The sequence below is a fragment of the Caproiciproducens sp. MSJ-32 genome (assembly GCF_018918055.1).
In the GTDB taxonomy this organism is placed as follows: Bacteria; Bacillota; Clostridia; order Clostridiales; family Clostridiaceae; genus Clostridium.
Genome location: NZ_JAHLPS010000022.1, coordinates 1 through 18,745 on the forward strand (window position 1 = coordinate 1; position 18,745 = coordinate 18,745).

At 29.3% G+C, this 18,745-nt stretch carries 22 protein-coding genes and 11 tRNA genes; 8 read left to right on the plus strand and 25 right to left on the minus strand.

Annotated features, from left to right (window positions below; genetic code table 11):
• Window positions 1-19: 19 nt before the first annotated feature.
• From KQI16_RS02450 to KQI16_RS02460, 3 genes are all read left to right on the plus strand, one after another.
• A complete protein-coding gene (locus KQI16_RS02450) occupies window positions 20-427 on the plus strand; it encodes a dUTP diphosphatase (RefSeq protein WP_330654130.1) in 408 nt (135 codons plus the stop codon).
• A 78-nt stretch (window positions 428-505) separates the two neighbouring features.
• Window positions 506-937, plus strand: a complete 432-nt coding sequence (locus KQI16_RS02455) for a DMT family transporter (RefSeq protein ID WP_216431965.1) — start codon at window positions 506-508, stop codon at window positions 935-937.
• A gap of 83 nt (window positions 938-1,020) precedes the next feature.
• Entirely contained in the window at window positions 1,021-2,232 is a 1,212-nt protein-coding gene (locus tag KQI16_RS02460) for a S8 family serine peptidase (protein ID WP_216431967.1), read from the plus strand.
• Between the two features lie 99 nt (window positions 2,233-2,331).
• Here KQI16_RS02460 and KQI16_RS02465 read toward each other — a convergent pair whose 3' ends face one another.
• Window positions 2,332-3,411 carry a peptidoglycan DD-metalloendopeptidase family protein gene (locus KQI16_RS02465; protein ID WP_216431969.1) on the minus strand — a complete coding sequence of 360 codons (1,080 nt, stop codon included), beginning with the start codon at window positions 3,409-3,411 and terminating at the stop codon, window positions 2,332-2,334.
• A gap of 165 nt (window positions 3,412-3,576) precedes the next feature.
• Between KQI16_RS02465 and KQI16_RS02470 the strand changes: the two genes are divergently transcribed.
• Together KQI16_RS02470 and KQI16_RS02475 are read left to right on the plus strand one after the other, a co-directional pair.
• The gene (locus tag KQI16_RS02470; RefSeq protein WP_216431971.1) at window positions 3,577-4,578 is read left to right on the plus strand and encodes a DnaD domain protein; all 1,002 of its coding nucleotides are present in this window, start codon (window positions 3,577-3,579) and stop codon (window positions 4,576-4,578) included.
• The gene (locus KQI16_RS02475) at window positions 4,571-5,545 is read left to right on the plus strand and encodes an ATP-binding protein (protein ID WP_216431973.1); all 975 of its coding nucleotides are present in this window, start codon (window positions 4,571-4,573) and stop codon (window positions 5,543-5,545) included. Before KQI16_RS02470 ends, KQI16_RS02475 begins: the two co-directional genes overlap by 8 nt.
• Before the next feature lie 95 nt (window positions 5,546-5,640).
• Here the strand turns inward: KQI16_RS02475 and KQI16_RS02480 are convergent.
• The 11 genes from KQI16_RS02480 to KQI16_RS02530 form a co-directional block, all read right to left on the minus strand.
• Window positions 5,641-5,715 (minus strand) — tRNA-Thr (locus KQI16_RS02480).
• Between the two features lie 13 nt (window positions 5,716-5,728).
• Window positions 5,729-5,805, minus strand: a tRNA-Asp gene (locus tag KQI16_RS02485).
• Window positions 5,806-5,810: 5 nt separating this feature from the next.
• A tRNA-Val gene (locus KQI16_RS02490) sits at window positions 5,811-5,886 on the minus strand.
• 5 nt (window positions 5,887-5,891) lie between these two features.
• Window positions 5,892-5,966 (minus strand) — tRNA-Glu (locus tag KQI16_RS02495).
• A gap of 8 nt (window positions 5,967-5,974) precedes the next feature.
• Window positions 5,975-6,049, minus strand: a tRNA-Thr gene (locus tag KQI16_RS02500).
• Between the two features lie 13 nt (window positions 6,050-6,062).
• A tRNA-Asp gene (locus KQI16_RS02505) sits at window positions 6,063-6,139 on the minus strand.
• A gap of 5 nt (window positions 6,140-6,144) precedes the next feature.
• Window positions 6,145-6,220, minus strand: a tRNA-Val gene (locus KQI16_RS02510).
• Window positions 6,221-6,224: 4 nt separating this feature from the next.
• A tRNA-Glu gene (locus KQI16_RS02515) sits at window positions 6,225-6,299 on the minus strand.
• Window positions 6,300-6,325: 26 nt separating this feature from the next.
• Window positions 6,326-6,402 (minus strand) — tRNA-Asp (locus KQI16_RS02520).
• A 5-nt stretch (window positions 6,403-6,407) separates the two neighbouring features.
• A tRNA-Val gene (locus tag KQI16_RS02525) sits at window positions 6,408-6,483 on the minus strand.
• Between the two features lie 5 nt (window positions 6,484-6,488).
• A tRNA-Glu gene (locus tag KQI16_RS02530) sits at window positions 6,489-6,563 on the minus strand.
• 223 nt (window positions 6,564-6,786) lie between these two features.
• On the opposite strand from KQI16_RS02530, the gene KQI16_RS02535 reads away from it, so the two are divergent.
• Window positions 6,787-8,046: an NAD(P)/FAD-dependent oxidoreductase gene (locus KQI16_RS02535; protein WP_216431975.1), complete on the plus strand. Its 1,260-nt coding sequence runs from the start codon at window positions 6,787-6,789 to the stop codon at window positions 8,044-8,046.
• A gap of 96 nt (window positions 8,047-8,142) precedes the next feature.
• On the opposite strand, the gene KQI16_RS02540 is transcribed toward KQI16_RS02535, so the two are convergent.
• Together KQI16_RS02540 and KQI16_RS02545 are read right to left on the minus strand one after the other, a co-directional pair.
• Window positions 8,143-8,907, minus strand: coding sequence for an acyl-[acyl-carrier-protein] thioesterase (locus KQI16_RS02540; protein ID WP_216431977.1), 765 nt, complete (start codon window positions 8,905-8,907; stop codon window positions 8,143-8,145).
• A 48-nt stretch (window positions 8,908-8,955) separates the two neighbouring features.
• Window positions 8,956-9,138, minus strand: a complete 183-nt coding sequence (locus KQI16_RS02545) for a DUF1858 domain-containing protein (protein WP_216431979.1) — start codon at window positions 9,136-9,138, stop codon at window positions 8,956-8,958.
• Between the two features lie 158 nt (window positions 9,139-9,296).
• Between KQI16_RS02545 and KQI16_RS02550 the strand changes: the two genes are divergently transcribed.
• The gene (locus KQI16_RS02550; RefSeq protein ID WP_216431980.1) at window positions 9,297-9,650 is read left to right on the plus strand and encodes a hypothetical protein; all 354 of its coding nucleotides are present in this window, start codon (window positions 9,297-9,299) and stop codon (window positions 9,648-9,650) included.
• Between the two features lie 48 nt (window positions 9,651-9,698).
• Here the strand turns inward: KQI16_RS02550 and KQI16_RS02555 are convergent, their stop codons facing one another.
• The 11 genes from KQI16_RS02555 to KQI16_RS02605 all read right to left on the minus strand — a co-directional run bounded on the left by KQI16_RS02555 (window position 9,699) and on the right by KQI16_RS02605 (window position 18,432).
• Window positions 9,699-11,036 carry a replicative DNA helicase gene (locus tag KQI16_RS02555; protein WP_216431982.1) on the minus strand — a complete coding sequence of 446 codons (1,338 nt, stop codon included), beginning with the start codon at window positions 11,034-11,036 and terminating at the stop codon, window positions 9,699-9,701.
• Window positions 11,037-11,149: 113 nt separating this feature from the next.
• The gene (gene lonC, locus KQI16_RS02560) at window positions 11,150-13,048 is read right to left on the minus strand and encodes a Lon family ATP-dependent protease (RefSeq protein ID WP_216431984.1); all 1,899 of its coding nucleotides are present in this window, start codon (window positions 13,046-13,048) and stop codon (window positions 11,150-11,152) included.
• Window positions 13,049-13,060: 12 nt separating this feature from the next.
• Entirely contained in the window at window positions 13,061-13,507 is a 447-nt protein-coding gene (rplI, locus tag KQI16_RS02565) for a 50S ribosomal protein L9 (RefSeq protein ID WP_216431986.1), read from the minus strand.
• Between the two features lies 1 nt (window position 13,508).
• Window positions 13,509-15,485, minus strand: a complete 1,977-nt coding sequence (locus KQI16_RS02570; protein ID WP_216431988.1) for a DHH family phosphoesterase — start codon at window positions 15,483-15,485, stop codon at window positions 13,509-13,511.
• Between the two features lie 4 nt (window positions 15,486-15,489).
• On the minus strand, window positions 15,490-15,807 hold the full coding sequence (locus tag KQI16_RS02575) for a MazG-like family protein (protein WP_216431989.1): 318 nt from the start codon (window positions 15,805-15,807) through the stop codon (window positions 15,490-15,492).
• Window positions 15,808-15,950: 143 nt separating this feature from the next.
• Window positions 15,951-16,196 carry a 30S ribosomal protein S18 gene (rpsR, locus tag KQI16_RS02580; RefSeq protein WP_216431991.1) on the minus strand — a complete coding sequence of 82 codons (246 nt, stop codon included), beginning with the start codon at window positions 16,194-16,196 and terminating at the stop codon, window positions 15,951-15,953.
• Window positions 16,197-16,224: 28 nt separating this feature from the next.
• Window positions 16,225-16,683 carry a single-stranded DNA-binding protein gene (locus KQI16_RS02585; RefSeq protein WP_216431993.1) on the minus strand — a complete coding sequence of 153 codons (459 nt, stop codon included), beginning with the start codon at window positions 16,681-16,683 and terminating at the stop codon, window positions 16,225-16,227.
• Between the two features lie 14 nt (window positions 16,684-16,697).
• The gene (gene rpsF / locus KQI16_RS02590; RefSeq protein ID WP_216431995.1) at window positions 16,698-16,985 is read right to left on the minus strand and encodes a 30S ribosomal protein S6; all 288 of its coding nucleotides are present in this window, start codon (window positions 16,983-16,985) and stop codon (window positions 16,698-16,700) included.
• Between the two features lie 93 nt (window positions 16,986-17,078).
• A complete protein-coding gene (locus tag KQI16_RS02595) occupies window positions 17,079-17,273 on the minus strand; it encodes a DUF951 domain-containing protein (protein ID WP_216431997.1) in 195 nt (64 codons plus the stop codon).
• Window positions 17,274-17,292: 19 nt separating this feature from the next.
• Window positions 17,293-18,177, minus strand: a complete 885-nt coding sequence (locus tag KQI16_RS02600; RefSeq protein WP_216431999.1) for a mechanosensitive ion channel family protein — start codon at window positions 18,175-18,177, stop codon at window positions 17,293-17,295.
• A 15-nt stretch (window positions 18,178-18,192) separates the two neighbouring features.
• Entirely contained in the window at window positions 18,193-18,432 is a 240-nt protein-coding gene (locus KQI16_RS02605; protein ID WP_216432001.1) for a DUF3343 domain-containing protein, read from the minus strand.
• A gap of 119 nt (window positions 18,433-18,551) precedes the next feature.
• On the opposite strand from KQI16_RS02605, the gene KQI16_RS12880 reads away from it, so the two are divergent.
• A partial coding sequence (locus KQI16_RS12880) for an IS1/IS1595 family N-terminal zinc-binding domain-containing protein (protein WP_442861798.1) occupies window positions 18,552-18,745 on the plus strand: 194 nt, incomplete at its 3' end.

Here is an 18,745-nt window from a genome sequence, read left to right on the forward strand (position 1 = left end):
AAAAAATAAAAATAAGGAAATTATTATTGATAATACATTAAGCGAATATAAAATTCGTACAAGAAAACATTTAGAGTTACATACAAAAATAAGTTCTCTAGCTGAAGAAACTAAATGTTATAAATACTGGATTTCTGATGATATTGAAATTAATCAATCTATGATATTTCAAAAATACATAGATTGTTTTAAACACATAATAGGTATTGGTATCGATAAAAATTACGATACTATTGAAGATATTGAAGTTAAGACTAGTGATTATTGCTTAAGTGATCAATTCTTTAATTTATTTATAGATTTAAATGACTTAATAATATCTCCATCAGAAGATCACTTTATTACTCTTATGGAAGATTTCTTAAGCCTTGGAATTTCTTTAGGATATTCAGAAGAACAAATTTCAAATGCTCTAATAAGTCAATAATTTAAAACCTTCTAGAAAGCTAGGAGGTTTTTTAATATTTTTACAGCTCAAAGGTAATAATAGCTTTGAGGTGATTTTATGTTAGCAATTATATTTGCGATAATTTCTGGAATATCCATGACGCTTCAAGGAGTATTCAATACTAATCTAGAAAAGAAAATAGGAACTTGGGAAACAGCTCTTTTATCTCAAGGAATAGCTTTTGTAATAACTCTTATTATTGTCTTTATTTGGGGCAATGGAGATATAAAAGCTATTAAAAATTCTAATAAAATTTATTTGTTAAGCGGTGTTTTAGGTGTTGTAATCATATTTACTGTTATGAAAAGCATTGCTTCTATGGGTGCAACAATTGGAATTGGAACAATATTAACTGCCCAGCTTTTATCTGCTGCAATTATTGATGCAATGGGACTGTTTGAAACAGAGAAAGTTGCTTTTAGCTTAAATGAATTTATTGGAGTTGCTTTAATGATTGCAGGTATAATAGTCTTTAAGCTTAAATTATAACTATATTCTTAAATTTTTTATAATATTAACAAAAATACTCCTATATATATATTATATATGGTAATCAATTTTAGGAGTATTTTATGTTTTTTAATAATAAAAAGTTAGAAGCTAACTTAAAAAAATATATTGATTTTAATCCAAATGTTAAATATAGAGTAATCATTAAATATAAGAAATTTAAAGATAACATAATTAAAAAGATTAACTCCTATAGCGGAGAATTTATAAATGCTATAGAACACTGTAAAATAATAACTGCTCGCATTAATTCTAAGGGAATTAAAAGATTAATTGAATATCCTGAGATTGAATTTATATCTTTTGATGAATATTTATTTCTCTGTGGTACAAGTGTAACCTCTGCCAATAAAATAAGACTATCTAATAATTTCAATTTAAAAGGTACTGGTATTACAATTGCAATAATAGATAGCGGAGTTTACCCACATCCTGACTTAACTAGTCCTAATAATAGAATTATTAAGTTTGTTGACTTAATTAATGGCTTAAATTATCCCTATGATGATAATGGTCATGGAACATGTATTGCTGGAATAATTTCTGGAAATGGAAATAATTCTAATGGAACATATAAAGGTGTAGCTCCTAACTCTAACATAATATGCTATAAAGCCTTTGATAAAACAGGAAAGGGCTATATTTCAGATATACTTTATTCTATAGATATGATAATAAATGAAGTTGAAAAAACTAATACTAAAATTATATGCATGCCTTTTGAAATGTTAAATTATAATGCCTTCTTACAAAACCTATTTGATAAATTAATTACTAAGGCAATTAGTAAAAATATAACCTGTATTGTACCAAGTGGAAGTAATAAAAATATAGATGGATCAATTAAAGGGATTGCTCTTTGTAATGATTGTATAACTGTTTCAGGATATGATTCTACTTACAAACCCTTACCTAAATCTTATACTTATTCTTCTGTAGGTCCTTATAAAAAATCAAATAAGCCCAATTTATGTGCTGCCTGCGTTGATATTGTTTCTCTAAATACAAATACAGACTATATTTCTGAAAGGGATGGAATAAAACTTTATCCTCCAAAACTTAGTTCTTCCTATAGGACCTTTACTGGGACTTCCTTAGCGGCAGCCTATGTTGCTGGAGTATGTGCCTTAATTTACGAAAGCAATCAAAACCTGACTCCAAAGGATGTTTTATCTCTATTGGAATTATCTTGTGAAAAATTAGATATGCCTGATAATTGCCAGGGAAATGGTAAAATAAATATTAATAATATTTTTAAAGATAATAAAAAATAACTAAATATTATTTATATAAAAAAGTACCTATAAATACACTTTTAAAAAGTGCTTCTTTAATATAGGTACTTTTTTATAACTTAATAAAATAAAATCCTATTACTGAATTATATATTCATATGGATCTACTGGATTATTATTTACTCTTAATTCAAAGTGTAAGTGCGGCCCCGTACTAAAACCTGTGTTTCCAATCGCTCCAATAACATCCCCCTTATTTACTTTATCTCCAGCTTTAACATAAAAATCATTTAAATGTCCATAAAAAGTTTTCATATTATTTTCATGTTCAATAATTATTAAATTTCCATATCCCCCATCATTATATTCCGCATAAATAACTTCACCATCTAATGCAGCTAAAACATCATCACCTATATTTCCTGCTATATCTATTCCCTTATGAAAGGATTCCCACCTTTCTCCATAGCCTGAAGTTATATATCCCCCCCTAGTTGGTTGATTTAAAAATGCTATTCCATATTCATATGGATTTTTTGTACCTCTGTATATTTTTGTACTTACTGCTTCCTTAGCAATATCATCTTTTACTAACTTTCTAGATATTTCACTATTATTTTCTAAGGAAACTTCATAAACCCTATTTTCTATTCCAGGTTTTCCCTCTATTGTTTTGCTCTCTCCTAGGAACATTTCCTCTGTTGGCAATATTACTGTACTAGGCTTTATTTCTACTATATTTTCTTGAATATACTTTATACTTAATCTTAATTTATTACTCTTTGAAAGCTCATATATTTTTTTAGCAATTTCCATATCTGAATCAATTATTTCCTCATAAACCTTCTCCTTATTTATGATTATATTTCCCTTTACCTTAAAATCTAGTACTAAATTTTTATCTACTTTTATATCCTCTAAATAATGCTTTAATACTAATTCTTTTATATTGTTAAAATTTGTATTTTCTGAAAAATATCCAATAACTTTATTATCAAAATTTATTTCATAAGCGGTTACCTTTCCCGTTATAGCCTTATATATTTCATCAAAAATATTTCCTTTATTATATGTAAAATTAACTCCTGAAACTCTGCTTAAATTTTTAACTTCTTCTGCTCTTACACTCTTACTGTTAATATTTAAAGAAAGAATAATTAATAATATATATTTAATAATTATTCTTTTCTTGCTATGTGACGTCGTATAAGTATCCATATCTTCTCCTTTCTTTATATTTAGCATTAAACAACGACATTTAATAGTTTTCCCATAAAAAAAAATAATATTCTTCTTATCTAAATATTGCTATATTGAGCCTCTCCTTACACTTTGTTATAATTAATTTACTGCTTAATATTAATTAGAAAGGTAGGTGTTAATATGAGTACCTTTATGTTTAAATCAAAACCTTCAAAATTTACTCCTCTTAGTAATATTTTTATAGAAAAGTATATGCCTAAGGCCCGTGGAGAATTTATTAAGGTATATATCTTAATGCTTAAATATAGCTATACCGGTGAAATTGGAGTAAATACATCTATTTTGGCATCAATATTAAATCTTTTGGAATCAGATGTAATAAATGCATTAAATTATTGGAATGAAGAAGGTGTTATTAAGTTAACTCCTATCGATAAAATGGGAAACTTTGATATAGAATTTATTGATTTAACATCAGAAAAAGACACTAATAATAGTGAAATTAATTTATTAGAAGAATTATCAAATGAAGCTAATAAGGGAATGATAAAAGATATAGAAAAATTAATGGGAAGACCTGTATCACCATCAGAAATTACAAGTTACATACAATGGAAACAGGATTATAATTTTTCTCCCGAGCTTATATTACTTTTAATTAATTACTGTGTATCTAAAGGAAAAAATAATTTTAGATACATTGAAAAGGTCGCAATAGCTTGGCATGAACTTAATATAAAAACTGTTGAGGATGCACAGAATTACATTAGAAAAACTGAAGATAAATGGGGAACTTATAGAGAAATACTTAAATTTTTAGGAATTAGAAATACAGAAATAATGAAACCTCAAGAAGATATGCTTGAAAAATGGACGACTGTTTATAATTTTTCTTTAGATATAATAAAAAAGGCTTGTGATATATGCTTCCAAAGATTAAACAGAGCTGATTTTAAATATATAGATGGAATATTATCTAGCTGGAATAAGGATAATTTAAAAACCTTAAAAGAAATTGAAGAAAAAGAAGCTGCATATAAAAGTTTATCTTCTAATAAAGTTTATAATAATAAAACAACAACTTATAATAAATCTAATTTAAAATTTAATAACTTCAAAGGTCGTGATTATGATTATGACTCTTTAGAAAAGAAATTGTTAGGATGGGATAAAGATGATTAAAAGCTATCAAAAAGAATTAGCATTAATATATGAGAATATAAGAATAGAAGAACAAAAGAAATTAGAAATTAGGCGTAAAGAAATTGAAGAAAAACATCCTGAGATTCTAGAATTTGATAATTTAATTCAAAAAAAATCTCTTAATCTCACCTTATCTATTTTAAAAGGAATAAGTGAGGGAGAATTAAAAAATATCAAAGAAGAAATAACTGATTTAAGATTTAAAAAATATGAAGCCTTAGTTGCTAAAGGTTATGACCCTGAATATTTAACTCTTAAATATCAATGTTCAAAGTGTAAAGATCAAGGCTATATAGGAAATAAGAGATGTTCTTGCTACAAAAAAAAATTAATTGATCTTTATTATAAAGATTCTGATCTCAAAGATACCCTAAAAACTAATAACTTTAACAATTTAGATCTTTCATTATTCCCTAATTATAAGATAAGTGATGATAAATATACTCCAAGGAGAAACATTGAAAATATAGTAAAATATTTTAAAGAAGAATTTATCCCTAATTTCAATAATATAGACGAAAATATTTTATTTTATGGAAATTCAGGTACAGGTAAGACATTTTTAAGCTGCTGTATTGCAAAGGAACTCTTAGATAACGGACACCTAGTAGTTTATAGAACTATTGATGAATTAATAAAAAATTTAAGAGAAATAATCTTTGAAAATAATCAGGAACTTGAAGATTTATTAATAAACTGTGATTTTCTAATAATAGATGACTTAGGAGCAGAGCAGATAACAGACTTTTCAACTACAGAATTTTTTAATCTTTTAAATAAAAAATTATTAAAGAAAAAGAAAATGCTTGTATCAACAAATTTATCTTTGTCCGATATTAGTAAAACTTACACTGAAAGAATTTCTTCAAGATTGCTGGGAAACTTTAAATTATATAAATTTTATTCAGAAGATATTAGAATACAATTAAATTTAAAAAAAAGATAATAAAAATAAATATGTACTTTATACAGTTAGAAATATATTTCTAACTGTATTTTTTATAAATAAAAAAAGCTTTGGATTATTCCAAAGCTACCTTTTGGAGCTGGCAATAGGACTCGAACCTACAACCTGCTGATTACAAGTCAGCTGCTCTACCATTGAGCCATGCCAGCATATTGTTTTTAGTGGCGACCCAGAAGGGGCTCGAACCCTCGACCTCCGGCGTGACAGGCCGGCACTCTAACCAGCTGAGCTACTGGGCCTAACTTGGTGGAAACAACAGGGATCGAACCTGTGACCCCCTGCTTGTAAGGCAGGTGCTCTCCCAGCTGAGCTATGCTTCCATATTTGGTGACTCCTAGGGGAATCGAACCCCTGTTACCACCGTGAAAGGGTGGTGTCTTAACCGCTTGACCAAGGAGCCATATTTAGTGGAGCTGGCAATAGGACTCGAACCTACAACCTGCTGATTACAAGTCAGCTGCTCTACCATTGAGCCATGCCAGCATATTGTTTTTAGTGGCGACCCAGAAGGGGCTCGAACCCTCGACCTCCGGCGTGACAGGCCGGCACTCTAACCAGCTGAGCTACTGGGCCTAACTTGGTGGAAACAACAGGGATCGAACCTGTGACCCCCTGCTTGTAAGGCAGGTGCTCTCCCAGCTGAGCTATGCTTCCATATTGGTGACTCCTAGGGGAATCGAACCCCTGTTACCACCGTGAAAGGGTGGTGTCTTAACCGCTTGACCAAGGAGCCATATAAATTTTTGTTGCCACTTTATTTGGCGACCCAGAAGGGGCTCGAACCCTCGACCTCCGGCGTGACAGGCCGGCACTCTAACCAGCTGAGCTACTGGGCCTAACTTGGTGGAAACAACAGGGATCGAACCTGTGACCCCCTGCTTGTAAGGCAGGTGCTCTCCCAGCTGAGCTATGCTTCCATATTTGGTGACTCCTAGGGGAATCGAACCCCTGTTACCACCGTGAAAGGGTGGTGTCTTAACCGCTTGACCAAGGAGCCATATCTCTTAAATTTGTCCTCTCTCAAAGAGCACATTATTTATAATACATAAAGTTTTATATTATGTCAACACTTTTTTTAAAACTTTTTTTAATTAATATCTTTAAAAACTTATCAATAATATCTTTACCATAATTATAAATTTCATTATCCAATTTGTCTATATTTATAAACTTTTTCTACTATGATAAAATATATTTATTATATTTTAAGGAGTTTTATTATGATACATCATGATTTAATAATAGTTGGCGGCGGTGCCTCCGGACTTATTGCTGCCATAACTGCAAAAGATTATGGTTTAGATGTTGCCATTATAGAAGCTACTGATAGAATAGGAAAAAAAATTCTTACAACTGGTAATGGAAGATGTAACATTTCTAATAGAGGAATTTCTTTTCCATTTATAAATTATCATAGCGAAAATAATAACTTTTTTAATAATGCCCTAGCTTCCTTTACCGTTCAGGATACAGAAAATTTTTTCTTGACCCTAGGTTTACCTATTATAGAATTACAAAACAAAAAATTATATCCAAGATCTCTACAGGCATCTTCTGTTGTAGATATTTTTAGATTAGCAATAAAAGATAAAAATATACCTTTATACACAAATTGTAAAATTAAAGATGTCCACAAGAAGAAAAAGTTCATTTTATCCACAAGTAATGATGAATATAGTTTATTCACATGTAATAAGTTAATCTTAGCCTGTGGAGGAAAATCTGCTGTTAAAACAGGTTCAGATGGATCGGGTTATAATTTAGCAAAATCTCTTGGGCATAGCATAATTGAACCTATACCAGGTATTGTTCAGCTAAAGCTTGATGCCCCTTATTTAAAAGCTATTTCTGGAGTTAAATTTGACGGATATGCAACTTTACTTGTAAATAATGAAGTTATAAGAAAGGAATTTGGTGAAATCCTATTTACGGATTATGGAATATCTGGTCCGCCAATCCTTCAAATATCAGGTTTTGCCTCAAGAGCAATTTCAAAAGGTAAAAAAGTTGAAATTTTAGTAGATATGATGCCAAAGGAAAGCAAAGAAGATGTAGCTAATTTTATTGAAAATCACTTGGCTATTTTTTCTTATAGATCAATATCTGATTCTCTAATTGGAATAATAAATAAAAAGCTTATCCCTACAATTTTAAAGTGTGCAGAAATACAAAATATCCATATTCCTTGTTATGAGTTAACTTGGAAAGAAAAAAATAATTTAATTCATTTGTTGAAAGAATGGAAATTTAATTGTATCGCTACTAACGGATTCAATCAAGCTCAAGTTACAATCGGAGGAGTTAACACAAAAGAAGTTAATCCAAACACTCTAGAATCCAAAATAGTCAAGGATTTATACTTCTGTGGTGAAATATTAGATGTGGATGGAGATTGTGGTGGTTTTAACCTTCAATGGGCTTGGAGCTCCGGTCATTTCGTTGCAGAAAACATTTATGCAAGTTTACTGAACAAAAAATAGAAAAGATAATTAAAATTTAATAGTTATAATATCTTTAAATTACTTGCAGCAAATATAAAACTCTTCTGCTTATTTTACAGAAGAGTTTTATATTTCTTATCTATACTTATTATAAGTTTCTTTCATTTTTCCTTCTAATTTAGTTAATTCTTTTCCCTCTGAATTTAATACCTTATGTTGTGTAGTTAAAGTACCATCTTCATTATTAGTTATCTTAGTTAATACCTTTACTTCTTCCCCATATCTACATTCCTTTTCAAATATAACCTTTATTTCTTCTAACATATAATTGTCAATTATATTTTTAGGTAAAGTTTCAATTGCCCATTCAATATATTTTGTATTATTTACATGTCCATTAGAATCAATATCAGAATATCTCACCTTAAATATTTCTTCATAATCATACTCTTTAAAATCACTCAATCTAGGAAGTTTAAATTCACCTTCCATATCTCCAGCTTCACCATATATAGCATATTGCTCCTTAGGTATTCTCATAGCTCTTCTTTTTTTAATATCTAGCATTAAAAAGGTTGCGCTTCCTTCAACTATTCTTTCTCCATCTTCACCTATTATTTCATAATTTCTTACTGCATAAAATTTTTTAAATCCAATTGATTGAGTTATAACATTAATTTTTTCACCATACTTAGGATATCTTTTAACTTTTACATCATAATTATAAAAAATCCATGTCATATTTTTACTTAATAGCTCATTAACACCTGAACCCAAATCTTCTGAATCTTTATTTCCTACATCTGATAAAATTCCAAGAACTATAGGCATTGTACAATTTAATTTACTATCTACATTATAATAATAAATTTCATATTCCTTACTATATTTTCTTCCCATTATATCCTCCTAAAAAATTAAAGAATAGGGGCTATAATAGCCCCTTTATTATTTATTAATTTCTGTTAATAAAGCTTCTAAATTTAATCCATGAACAGATGCTGCCTCTTCTAAAGTTTCAGCTTGAGCTGATGGACAACCAACACATCCCATACCAAAAGCCATTAATATTTCAACAGCCTCAGGCTTATTTTTTATTACTTCCCCAATAGTCATATCTTTACTTATCATAATTATCCCACCTTTTATAAATTTTGTTAATAATTAAATTATAGTCTATTTTTTATATAAGTAAAATAAATAAAATATTAATTTTATTCCTACCATAAACCTCATAGCATAGCTTTATTTTATGTGTACAAACTATATGTTATAAGGAGGGAATATTTATGAAGAACTATATTTTGATAAAAAATACTGAAAACAAAATAAATTCCCTATTAAATACAATTCCTAGCGAAAATAATAAAGCTCCAATAATAAATTTAGTACAAACTCCTAACTACTATTATATATATATTTTTCTTAATGGACTAATAAAAGATCATATTTCATTAAAATACATAAATAATTTTCTTATATTAAACCTATCTTTAGTATCTAAAAATAATAATATAATATCAAAACATAAAAGAACTATTTATTTAAAAAATCTAGATATACATAACTTAGAAAATACAGTAAAACCTAATTTAATTAAATATAAAATTCCAATAAGGTCTACTATAATGACAAATAACTAAAAATAAAATTCCTCATGGTACAAGCCTTGAGGAATTATTTATAATCAATTATTCTTTATAAACCATTTCTAAATTAGCAAATTTACTATGAGAACCAATCCATGCCATTTTTACAGTTCCAACAGGACCATTTCTTTGTTTTGCTATTATACATTCACCTATACCTTTTTCTTCTGTTTCTTTATTATAGTACTCATCTCTATACAAGAACATTACAAGGTCAGCATCCTGTTCAATAGAACCAGATTCTCTTAAATCAGATAACATTGGTCTATGGTCTGCTCTTTGTTCTGGAGCACGAGATAATTGGGATAATGCGATTACAGGACATTGCATTTCCTTGGCTAAGGCCTTTATTGACCTTGATATTTCAGATACTTCTTGCTGCCTACTTTCGCTTCCAGAACTACCACTCATAAGTTGAAGGTAGTCAATTAAAATTAAATCTATTCCATGCTCCATTTTAATTTTTCTACATTTTGATCTCATTTCCATTACACTTAATCCAGCAGTATCATCAATAAATATTTTTGCCTTTGATAAAGGCCCTGTAGCTCTTGCTATTCTTTCCCAATCATCATCATCTAAGTTACCTGTTCTTAATTTAAGCATATCTACATTTGCTTCAGAACATAATAACTTATATGCTAATTGCTCCTTTGACATTTCTAGTGAAAATATAACTACACTTCTATTTTCAACTAAAGCTGCATGCTCTGCTATATTTAATGCAAATGTTGTCTTACCCATTGATGGCCTTGCAGCAATTAATATCATATCTCCCTTTTGAAACCCTGAAGTTTTAGCATCTAAATCCCTAATTCCTGATCCTACCCCAGTTATAGAACCTCTATTATTAAAAAGTCTTTCTATTTCTAGAAATCCTCTTTCTAAAACTGTTGATAAACTTTCATAATCACTAGTATTCTTAGTATCTGTTATGTCAAATATTTTCTTTTGAGCATAATCAATAACTTCATTTACTTTATCTTGCTTATTGTAGCTTTCTTCTATTATTGCAGTAGAAGACTTGATTAATTTTCTTAACATAGATTTATCTTCTACTATCTTTATGTATGCATCTAAGTTAGCTGTAGTTATAACAGATGAAGCTATCTCTGATATATATGTTACTCCCCCTGCTTTTTCAAGCTTATCCCCTGATTTTAAATATTCTAACAAGGTTACTAAGTCAACAGCCATATCTTCTGAGTACATTTCTTTAATAGCCCTAAATATAACCTTATGCCCGTCTCTATAGAAGTCTTCTTCATTTAATTTTTCTAAAGCCTTAGATATTGCCTCCTTATCTATTATCATAGAACCTATAACAGATTGCTCAGCTTCTAGACTTTGGGGCAAACTTCTCATTATTGGCCCTTCCATAAGTAACCACCTTTCTTTTATCAATTAATTATAATTAATTATATCAAACTTTTTTATCTTATAAAACAAGGATTAAGCTTCCATCATAAAAGCTTAATCCCCTTATTAATATCTTAATCTAACTTATTTTCAAAGACTATGTCAATTACTTCTTCAATATTGCTTACAGTTTTTACTTCAATATCTGTTAAATTAAGAGGAATTTCTCTTTCATTATCTTTTGGAATTATAACCAGCTTAATGCCCTTTCTTCTAGCACCATATATTTTTTCAAAAATTCCACCTACTGGTTTTACTTCTCCTCTTAATGAGATTTCTCCTGTTATAGCAACATCTTGTCTAATAGGTTTGTTTAAAAGCGCACTAATTATACTTACTGTGATTGCAACCCCGGCAGAAGGTCCATCTATTCTTCCACCACCTACTACATTTACATGAATGTCGTAGTCTTTTATGTCTTTATCAGTTATTTTTCTTATTACTGATGCAGCATTAAATACTGAGTCCTTCGCCATAGAGCCTGCTGTATCATTAAATTTTATAGTTCCAGCTCCAGCCTTTCTTGATTCAAAAGCTACAGCTTCTATTTCCAGAGTTGAACCTATAAAACCACTTACTCCAAGGCCATAAACATGCCCAATTTGTGGCTTTTTATTGTAATCTATCTTTTCAATAGGAACATATCTTCCAATTGATATAACCTCTTCAACATCTTTTATAGTTATCTTCTTACAATTTTCATTAGTCTTATATAAAGCATAACCATAAGCATCTGCAAGTATATTTACAGCTTTTCTACCTTCTATAGTATATCTGCTTATAAACTCTGAAATACCATCTTCCAATTCAACTTCAAGCTTCTTAGCAGCATTTTCAATTATCCCTTTAATATCATCTGAGGATAATGGTTCAAAATATACTTCTGTACATCTTGATCTTAATGCTGGATTGATTTGACTTGGATCTTTTGTGGTTGCTCCAATTAAAACAAAATCTGCTGGGGCTCCATTTTCAAAAAGATACTTTATATATTGAGGAACATTTTCATCATCAGGATCATAATAAGATGATGAATATTCAACTCTTTTATCTTCTAGCACCTTTAAAAGCTTATTTTGTAGTATTTCATCTAATTCTCCAATTTCATCAATAAATAATACTCCACCATGAGCCTCAGTTACTAAGCCTGTTTTAGGTTCTGGCACACCAATTTCAGCTAAATCCCTTTTGCTTCCTTGATATATTGGGTCATGAACTGAACCTAATAAAGGATTGGTTATTTCCCTAGGGTCCCATCTTAAGGTAGTTCCATCAACTTCAACAAACTTTGACTCTTCTCCAAAAGGAGTAAATTTTAACCTTTTTGCTTCTTCTAAAGCTAATCTAGCTGCTGATGTCTTACCTACTCCAGGTGGACCATATAAAATTATATGCTGTGGATATGGTGAAGACATTTTTGATATTAAGGATTTTATTGCTCTTTCTTGACCAACTATTTCTGAAAAACTTTCTGGTCTTAAAAGACTCATAATGTTTTTATTTAGCTTTTTCGAATCTAAATATTTTAGTTTTTCTAATTTTTTCTTTGTTTTTTCGTTTTCAGGTCCCTTTTGCTTTTTAATTATAGATAACTTAACCTCATCCATATATTTATCTTGTCTCTCTTGAAGGGCCCTTTCAACTTGTGTTTCTATTTTATTTTGAACATATTTTTTTGCTATAATTTCAGAAATATAATAAATAGTATCCTCTAATACTCCCCTTGCCTCTTCTTCAGTAGGAACTACCTTTGCTCCCTTTCCTTCTGAAGCAATAACATTAAGAGCATAAATCCTTTCATAGACATCTAGTGAATTAATGTACTTTTGAAGTTTAAACCTTACAGTTCTTGCTCTAATAGCACCTTCATCAAGTACATTGCTTAATATTTGATTTATTACATTAACCTGTGCATCTAAGGACAAATCACTATCTAATATAGTTTCAAAATTTTTTTCGTCATAAGTCTTCAAACTTAGTCCTCCTTATGATTGTGGTACAATTACAACTTTCATTTTAGTAGAAACCTCTGGATATAATTTCACTTCTATGTCATATTCTCCAGTAAGCTTTATTGTATCCATTACTATTTTTTTCTTATCTATTTTTAAATTAAAATCTTTATTTATTCTTTCTGCTATATCCTTACTTGTAATAGCACCAAAAAGTTTTCCATTATCGCCACTTTTAACTTCTAATTTAATTATTTTATCTTTTAATTCAGCAGCAAGCTTTTGAGCTTCTTCGATTTCTGCTAGCTTTTTCTTTCTTTCATTTTCCTTTTTCATGTTTAATATATGCATATTAGTATCATTTGCTTCTTCTGCTAATTTCCTAGGAAATAAAAAATTCCTTGCATATCCATCAGATATATTTACAACATCACCTTTTTTACCTAACTTTTTAACATCTTGTAATAATATTACTTTCATGTTATTCACCCACCTTTAAATGTTTTTTTATAGAATCCTTTAAGACTTTTTTCGCATTTTCTAATGAAATTTTATTTAATTGAGCTCCAGCCATATTCATATGGCCTCCTCCCCCAATAGCTTCAAGTATTACTTGGACATTAACTTCACCACTTGATCTACCACTAATAATTATATCAGAATTTATTTGAGCTAACACAAAACATGCATTTATTCCTGCTATATTTAAAAGCTCATCTGCAGCCTTAGCAACTATAAAACCTTTTTTAATTCTACCTGGTGCAACTGCAATAGCAATACCATTCTTTACCTCTGCTGATCTTATAGTATCTGCTATTAATAAATAATCTTCCATATTATCCATAAACATCTTTTTTATCTCTACAGTATCTGCACCTAATCCTCTTAAAAATGAAGCTGCTTCAAAGGTTCTTACCCCAGATTTAAAAGAAAAGCCCTTTGTATCCATAAAAATTCCTGCTAAAAGACCTTCTGCTTCTATTGCTGTTAAATTTGGTTTTTGGACCATGTACTGAATTAATTCTGTTACCATCTCTGAAGTTGATGAAGCATATACTTCAATATAATTTAATAATGCTCCTTCTACAATCTCAGGACTTCTTCTGTGATGGTCTATTATTATTTTTCTTTGGACTCTTTCAATAATATCTAAATCTAAAATATAACCATTATTATGAACATCTACAATCATTAATAAGGTCTTTTCATTTATCAAATCATTAGCCTTTTCTCTGCTTATAAATAAATTATCATAATTTTTATCTTCTTTCAATTTATTTAAATAATAATCAATAGCATAAGTATCATTGCCTAAAATAATATTACAAGGCTTACCCAATTGTTTAACAACAGAAGACATACCTACTGCAGAACCAAAACAATCCATATCTATATTTTTATGTCCCATAATTAGAACATTACTACTTTCATATATTAATTCTTTTATGGAATGAGCTACAACTCTAGCTCTAACCCTTGTTCTTTTTTCTATCTCTCTTGTATTACCACCAAAAAATCTTATTTGCTCATTGTTTTTAATAACAGCTTGATCTCCGCCTCTTCCTAAAGCTAATTCCTTTGCTGTAATAGCAAATTTATTATTTTCTAAAGGACATGTTCCTCCTCTTCCAACTCCAATGCTTAAAGTGACTTCAAATTTATTTCCCCTATCAATATTTGAAATTTCTTCTAATATTTTAAATTTATTATTTATTTCCTCATCAATAAATTTATCTTGTACAGACATAACATACTTATTTGTATCATACTTTGTTATCATTGCCTTTAATCTTTGAGCATATGCATTAATACATTTCTCTATATCAGCAATCAGCATTGGCCTGTTAGCTTCTTCAGTACCCTCTAATACTTCTGAAAGATTATCTACTTCTATAAGCATAATGCTTTCCTTAGTATTTTCCATATTCTTAGAATTACTTATATCATTAAAATAAACTATATATATATCTTCATCTGAGTTAAGTTTTTCTAACTTACTTGCATATATTTTATATAAGGAATCTAATATCTTTATCTTTTGATGCAATTCTTTATCACAGGTAAGTAACCTAGATAAATTTAAGCCTCTTGCTATACTAGCAACATTTTCTCCAATTGGCGATTCCTTGTCTGTAAGTTTTTCAAATTCCTTATTACACCAAAAAATCTCTCCTGATTCCCTTATTAAAGCAACAGGATATATTAAATTCATTATATTATTTTTTATTTCCTGTTCTACTCTTTCAGTAATTTTAGCTATACTGTCTTCTTCCGTTTCTTTAACAACATAATTAGTTATATTGAATACAATAAAAATAATAAGTAAAAGAGAACCAAGTAAAGCATTATTCATAAAATAAAAAGTTATGCAAGCTAAAACAAAGATAATAGGTGTAATAATAGGTAAAACACCCTTAATAGTCTTTGTATACTTTGTTATTAAATCATTCCACTTCATAAAATTAATGGTGCTCCTTTAAATGTAATTGAAGTTTACTTAAACTTCTTCCATCCCTTTCATATTCATGTCCTTCAGCTATACCATTTTTTAATTTTCTTCTCATATCATTATCTACATCTTCACATGAATATCCTAATTTCTGCGCCAATACATATAATATTAGTATAGCTCCTGATATACAATTTAAAATTGCATCTTGTGCTACATTACTTCCCTTTGTAAGTAAATGATAGAATTCCCCAATTATACATAATAGATTCGCCTTTAACTTCTCTATCATTTTTATATTAGACATTATATTTAACTCTTCCCTTTTCATAAACCTCACCCCTATGCAAATACCCTGTATATCTATTTTAATTATAATTTATCATTAATGCAACAAATTATAAGAATAATTACAATTTTTGTAAATTTTTAAAAAATAAAATAAAACCCCTGACAATCAGGGGTTAATTTATATTACTCAGTTGTGAATGGTAATAATGCTATATTTCTTGATCTCTTTATAGCAGTTGTTAATTCTCTTTGGTGCTTAGCGCATGTTCCAGAAATTCTTCTTGGTAAAATCTTACCTCTTTCTGTAACGAACTTTCTTAGCTTATTAATATCTTTGTAATCTATTTGTTCAGCTTTTTCTACGCAAAAAGCACATACTTTTTTTCTAGATCTTCTAATTCTTCCACTAGATTTTTTTACATCTTTCATGCTAATTCCCTCCTTTTATATTAGACTTTTAGAAAGGCATATCTCCATCATCTACTGGAGTCATGTCCTCATCAAAACTCATTCCTCCAAAATCAGAGGAATTAGAATAATCAGAATCCATATTAGAAGCGCCAAATCCATTGTCAAAGGAAGTATTTTCTCTTCCACCTACTCCAGAGTTATTAGATCCTATGAATTCAAAAGTTTCAACTACAACATCTGTTGTATATCTTTTGGTTCCATCTTTTGCATCATAGCTTCCAGTTCTAATGTTTCCAGTTACGGCAATTTGTCTTCCTTTAGCAAGATATTGTCCTATTGTCTCAGCAGTTTTGTTAAAAGCTACACAGTTTATGAAATCAGCTTCATCCCTCTTAAAAGGTCTTGTAACTGCTAATGTGAATCTTGCTACTGCAACTCCACTTCCAGCTGCATAACTCAACTCTGGATCTTTTGTTAGCCTACCAATAAGTATTACCTTATTCATAACAATATCACCTCTTACGCTTCTTGTTTAACTATTATGTGTCTTATAACACCATCAGTGATTCTGAATATTCTGTCTAATTCTTTAGGTAATTCTGAATTAGCACTGAAGTTAATTAGTGTATAGAAACCTTCGTTAACCTTTGCGATTTCGTAAGCAAGCTTTCTCTTACCCCAAACATCAACGTTTTCTACTGTTCCTCCACCATTTTCGATTACACCCTTGAACTTTTCGATATTAGCTTTGCAAGCCTCTTCGTCTAATGATGGGTGTTGTATGAATATAGTTTCGTACTTTCTCATCATTTTCACCTCCTCCCCTCGGACTTCGGCTGTGTTTTACACAGCAGGGATTTACAATTTACTATTATATCACTCTGTAAATACTTTTTCAAGCTAAATTTCATCAGTTTTTATTATTTTTTTTGCATTTTTTTGGAACTTACTTCTTGGAAGCATTACGATTCTTCCACATTCTATACATTTAATTTTTATATCTGCACCTAATCTTGTTATTTCAAATTTATTATTTCCACAAGGATGCTGTTTCTTCATTTGTACAATATCACCTAAATCAAAATTTTCTATCATAACGAATCCACCCCAATCTTTATTTTATTATTTGAGTTTTAGGCGAAGGTATTTTTATATTATTCTCATATAAGGTTACCCTTAATTGCTTCCTTAATGCTCTTTCTAATTTCCATTGTGATAAGGGTTTAGCCTTTCCAGATATAGTTATTGTCGTTCCATAAACATTAATGGCCTTAACTCCTAAAACCTCTGGTTTTTGAACAATATCATCTTTATATTCATCTGCAAACTTTTCACAGCTTTCTTTCATTATTTCTATTGCCTTATCTACATCTTCTTCATTTGAAATTTCTATGTCCACTATAAAGCTTATATTTCCTCTTGAATGATTTGAAATTTCACTTATACTTCCATTAGGAATTATGTGTATATTTCCATTAAAATCTTTAAGAACAGTTGATCTTATTCCTATATTTTCAACTATTCCACTGAATTCTCCAACTGTAATATGATCTCCAACACCATATTGATCTTCAAATAATATAAAAAATCCATTTATTAAATCTTTGACCAAACTTTGTGCTCCTATACCTACTACAAAACCTATTCCACTTAGCACAGCAGCAGACACCTTGAATACATTACTTATTATAATAGCAGCTGCAGAAAAATAAACAGTATACTTTACTGTACTTTTTAATATGGTACCAACAGTCATAGCTTTATTTTTATCTATTGCAAAATTAGATTTACTCTTTACTTGTCTTTCTACAAATCTATTTATAAGTTTATCAGAAAACTTTCTTACTAAATTTGCGCAAATTATTACAATCAAAACGAGTATTATTTTATTAATAAGCTGTTCTAGTAATTCTCCCCCTTTATCAAGTATGGATTCCCAATTAATATTTACATTTAATCTTCCCTCTAAATCTTTACTTATCTTTAATATAGCTAGCAAAGCACTCCTCACCTTCTATTTTATTTTTGTAAATTCATTCTCATTTTTTCTATATATATTTTTATATACTATCAGATTACTAGATATAATATTATCAATATCTTCTTTATTTTCTATTCTTACGCATATTCCACAACTCTGAGTTATAGATGTTGGCGTAGGCATAATTTTAAATTCAAAATTACTTTCTTTTAATTTTTTTTCTGCACTCATTGCATCTAATGTATTTTTAAAAACTATAACATAATAAATCATATTTTCCTCCTGCTAAGAAAATTAGTTCTGTTAAGTTATATGATATTTGAATTTCATCCCTCCTTAGAGTATCTTAAATATAGCAACACCAAAAATACCTCCGAAGGAGAGATGAAATTATGTGCAAATTATTGAATAAAATTTCATGTCCAAGATGCCATAGTCAAAATCTCTATCGCTTTGGAAAAGACAAAGCAGGTAATCAAAAATATCAATGTAAAGACTGTAGACGTCAGTTTACTTTTGAAGATTGTAGGGGTAAGAAAAATCGTATATTGAGAGGATATCCTCGTTGTCCTGTTTGTGGTAATGG